Origin of the sequence: Pseudomonas agronomica (genome assembly GCF_025917275.1) — a bacterium.
In the GTDB taxonomy this organism is placed as follows: Bacteria; Pseudomonadota; Gammaproteobacteria; order Pseudomonadales; family Pseudomonadaceae; genus Aquipseudomonas; species Aquipseudomonas agronomica.
This window is the reverse complement of sequence record NZ_JAOSHO010000427.1, coordinates 1-4,359: the sequence shown is the minus strand read 5'-3', so window position 1 is coordinate 4,359 and position 4,359 is coordinate 1. Positions and strand designations below refer to the sequence as shown.

Annotated in this window: 2 protein-coding genes; one reads left to right on the top strand and one right to left on the bottom strand. The window is 60.5% G+C overall.

The genetic code is table 11. The features are described 5' to 3' along the window. Positions 1-94: 94 nt before the first annotated feature. Positions 95-2,128: a TonB-dependent siderophore receptor gene (locus tag OC610_RS22030; protein WP_408636632.1), complete on the bottom strand. Its 2,034-nt coding sequence runs from the start codon at positions 2,126-2,128 to the stop codon at positions 95-97. A 383-nt stretch (positions 2,129-2,511) separates the two neighbouring features. On the opposite strand from OC610_RS22030, the gene OC610_RS22025 reads away from it, so the two are divergent. Continuing rightward, positions 2,512-4,308 (top strand): methyl-accepting chemotaxis protein, encoded by a 1,797-nt coding sequence (locus OC610_RS22025; protein WP_264430754.1) that lies wholly within the window; start codon positions 2,512-2,514, stop codon positions 4,306-4,308. The last annotated feature ends 51 nt before the right edge of the window (positions 4,309-4,359 follow it).

Sequence of the window (4,359 nt, the reverse complement as noted above, 5' to 3'; positions counted from 1 at the left end):
CTGTGGGAGCGGGCTTGCTCGCGAAGGCGGCCTGAAGCCAGAAACAAAAATGCCCGGACATTGCTGTCCGGGCATTTTCATTGGAGCGCCGTGATCAGAACGTCACGCTGGCACTCAACTTGGCGGTACGCGGCTCGCCGACGTTGACCATCAACTCGCTGCCCGTGGACGACGGGTAGTACTGCTTGTCGAACAGGTTGTCGACGTTCAACTGCAACGACGTCTTGTGGCCGAATACCGGCGACTCCCAGCGCAGGAAAGCGTCGGCAACGGTGTAGCTGCTCATCCAGAAATCGTTGGCCGCGTTAGCCGCACGCTCGCCGACATAACGGGCACCGGCACCGGCGTGCCAGGCGCCGAATTCCGCCGGGACGTTCAGGTGGTGGCTCAGGTACAGGCTGGCGGTGTGCTTGGGGGCGTCGGGCAAGCGGTGGCCTTCGTTCTTCGGGTCGTCGAGAATTTCGGTGTGGGTGTAGGCGTAGGTGCCGATCAAATCCCAGCGCTCGGCCAGGCGACCGGTGATGTCCAATTCCAGGCCTTGGGAGCCGACTTTGCCGGCGGCTTCGGAGACATTATCGACGGTGGTGACCACGTTCTTTTTCACGATATCGAACAGCGCGAGGTTGATGTTCAAGCCCGGCAGCGGATCGTACTTGGCACCGATCTCGTAGCTGCGGCCCTCCTCTGGCTGGAAGGTACGACTATTCTTATCGACCACATCATTAGGCTTGAATGACCGGCTGTAGTTGCCATACAGCGACAACTCTTCCGTGGCTTTGTAGACCAGGCCGAGGAATGGGACGAAGGCGTCGCCATTATCGTCGCGAACTGGCTTGGCCGGGACGAGTCCCTGCGTCGTGTATTGATCGTAATGCTGATAGCGACCGCCAAACACAAGGATCCAGCGATCGTCCAGGTGCCAGTTGTCCTTCAGATACACAGAACTGGAGGTCAGCTTGTTGCTCAGGTTGCTCTGGGTTGGGCTGATGACGCTGGGCTCATCCAGGCCACCGTACACCGGAGCCGCAGGATCGAAGCCTGCTTGGTTAGCGCCACGGTAAGTCTTGCCCCGAAACTGGTCTGAAACCTGGTTATCGACGCCGACCAACAGATCATGGCGCTGGCCGAACAATTCTTGATTGCCAATGAAGTCCCAACTGGCGTAGCGGGTTTCATCATCATAATGCGCACCGTTGGCGGCGCGCTGCAGGACACCATTCGACAGGCGCGGCTGCGCAATCGAAAGACTGTACCGGTCATTGTTCCAACCATAAGTCACCCGCGTCTTCCACGCGTCCGTCAGCTCGTACTCGAACCGCGCAGTCGCCGTCTCACGAATACCGACGCTCTTGGCCCACGGCTCGTCCAGGCGCTTGTCGTAATCGATATCGGCCGGATGCCCATTGGTGAACATCGTCCCCCGGTCAAACGGATTGGAATATTCGTTGTACTCATAACTCAGGTTCAACGAAGCCCGCTCACCGTTCCACGCCAGCGATGGCGCCACCAGCGTGCTCTCGTTGACGCCGTAGTTGCGCCAGTAATCCTCATGGCCGCGCTCGGCGATCAGGCGATAGGCCAGGCCGGTGTCGCCCAAGGGGCCAGTGGTGTCCACGGCCAGGGTGCCGCCGCCTTCGCTGTAGGCGGAACCGCTCAGCGTGGTGCTCTGGGTGTACTCGGGCTTCTTGCTGATGACGTTGATCAATCCGCCGGGTTCCAGGGCGCCGTACAACATCGAGGCCGGGCCCTTGAGCACTTCGACCCGCTCGGTGGTGGCACTGAAGTTGTGGCCCAGGTTGGAACGCACACCGTCGCGCAGGATCGAGCCGTCATCGTTGGTGCCGAAGCCGCGCTTGACCAGCGAGTCCCGCGAGCCGCCCAGGGTGTTGCCCTGGCTGACACCGCTGACGAACTTCATCGCGTCTTCCAGCGAGCGCACCTGATAATCCGCCAGCGTTTGCTGGGTCACCACGTTGATCGACTGCGCCTCTTCCTTGATCGGTACATCGCTCTTGCTCGCCGTGCTGGCTTGCGATGCCGTATAGCCTTCGTCCTGAATGATCCGGCTGCCTTGTACGTCCGTAGTGGGCAGTTCGAGAGTGTCCTGTGCCCGCAAGGGGCTTGCCATGAAACAGCAGGACAGCGCGGGTAAAACACATTTGACGAGGGCGTTGCGGTAAGCGAGAGGGGTGGAACGATTCAAGACGCTGCACTCAAGGAGGGGTTGTGAATGAGAGCGAATATACTTTGAGAATCATTCCCAGTAAATCTTTTGTATCAAATTGATAGCGCTATAACCCCTGTGGGAGCGAGCTTGCTCGCGATAGCGGTGGGTCTGTTGCATCGATAGTGAACGTACGGCCCTCATCGCGAGCAAGCTCGCTCCCACAGGTTTTGCAGTGAGTCAGGTCAAATGGCGGAAAGTGATATCAAATCGCCCCACTGCCCTAAAGCTTTCCCGCTCGCGGTCGAATGTATTCCATTAAGTGATTTTTTCGCAGGAGCAGCGGCATGCAGACGTTAAAGGCCTTGTACGAGTCTATCGAGATGCAGTTTTTCGATACGCTCACCAAAAAACTTTCAAGCCTTTTCCTGTTGGTCGCGGTCAGTGGGCTGTTGTATTGGGTGGCCCTCAGCGCCCGTGCCGATATCCTCTTGCAGTTGCGCACGGCCCAGCTGGACGCGGCGCTGCTGGGGCAAATCGAAGGCCGGCTCGACAGCCTTACCCATGCCCTGCTCTTCGGCACGGTCCTGACGCTGGGCATGATCAGTTTCATGGTCTGGTATTTCCGCCACCTCATCGTGCGCCCCGTCACGGCCATGACCAAGGCTCTGGAGGAGATCGCCAATGGCGAAGGCGACTTGTCCAAGGACCTGCCGTTGGTCACCCACGATGAGATCCGCACGCTGGCCGCCACTTGCAACCGCTTCCTGGCCAAGCAGCGCGAGATCATCAGCAACGTCCAGGCCTTGACGGTGCACATCGCCGTCGAATCGGCGCGCTCGCTGAAGAACATCAGCGACTCCAGCGACAGCGCGACCCACCAGGCACGTTTCGCCAAGGAAGTGATGGAACAGAGCAATACCGCCGTTGGCCGTATCGAAGAGGTGTCGCGCCAGACCCAGGGCATCTCCGGCACCACCGCGCAGAACCTGAGCATGGCCCGCGACTCCTACGCCGAGCTGCTGGAAGTGACCGGCAACATCAGCGAGATTTCCAGCAGCCTCGGCGAGTTCGCCGGGTTGGTGGACGCCCTCAACCAGCGCTCCTCGAGCATCAAGTCGATCGTCGGCCTGATCCAGCAGATTTCCGCCCAGACCAACCTCTTGGCGCTCAACGCAGCCATCGAAGCCGCGCGTGCCGGGGAAAGTGGCCGGGGCTTTGCGGTGGTGGCCGATGAAGTGCGCACCCTGGCGCAGAACGTCAGCCGGGCCACCGATGACATCTCGCGCAACATCGACGCCATGCTCCAGGAGGTCAGCTCGACCCACGAGCAGACCACCCAGATCAGCCACAGCGCCCGGGAAACCCAGAAAGTCGTGGAGCGCGCGTCCGGTCATTTCGAAAGCATGATCGTCGACTTCGAATCCACCAATGGCAAGCTGGCCGACATTGCCGATCACATCCAGCAATTCGCCGACACCAACACCGGCATCAACGAACGTGTCACCCAGATCCACGCCGACAGCCAGTCGATCGACCAGCGCATGCAGCAATCGGCCACCGCCACTCGCGACCTGTCCGGCGTGGCCGAGAAGGTCCAGACGCTGCTGGGCCGCTTCGTGCTCGGCCACGGCAAGCTGGACGCCGCCATCACCCGCGCCAGCGAATGCCGCGACACGCTGCAGCTTCATCTGCAGGCGTTGCAGGACGAGGGCGTCAACCTGTTCGACCAGAATTACCAGCTGATTCCGGGCACCGATCCCAAGCAATACATGACCAGCTACACCGAGCGCTTTGCCCGGGTTTGCCAGGAAGAATGCGACAAGCTCACCCGCAGCACGCCGGGCGGCAAGGTGTCGTTCATTGTCGATACGAAGGGTTATTGCCCGGTCAACAACAGCTGGGTCTCCAAGCCACCGACCGGCGACCGCGCCGTCGACCTGCCGGTGTGCCGCAACAAGCGGATCTTCAACGACCCGATCGGCCTGCGCGCAGCAGGCAACGTCCAGCGCTTCCTGCTGCAGACCTACCTGCGTGACACTGGCGAAATCATGACCGAGATCGACGTGCCGTTCTTCTTCGGCGGTCGTCACTGGGGCAATTTGCGGGTGGGGTTCGATGCGGCGGTGTTGTTGGCGGACTGATCAAGGAAAGCAAGCCAGACAACTGCCCGTGGCGACGGAGCTTGCTCCCGC

Coding starts and splice junctions, on each gene's coding strand:
- OC610_RS22025 (WP_264430754.1), top strand. CDS start 2,512: ATGCAGACGTTAAAGGCCTTGTACGAGTCTATCGAGATGCAGTTTTTC.
- OC610_RS22030 (WP_408636632.1), bottom strand. CDS start 2,128: ATGGCAAGCCCCTTGCGGGCACAGGACACTCTCGAACTGCCCACTACG.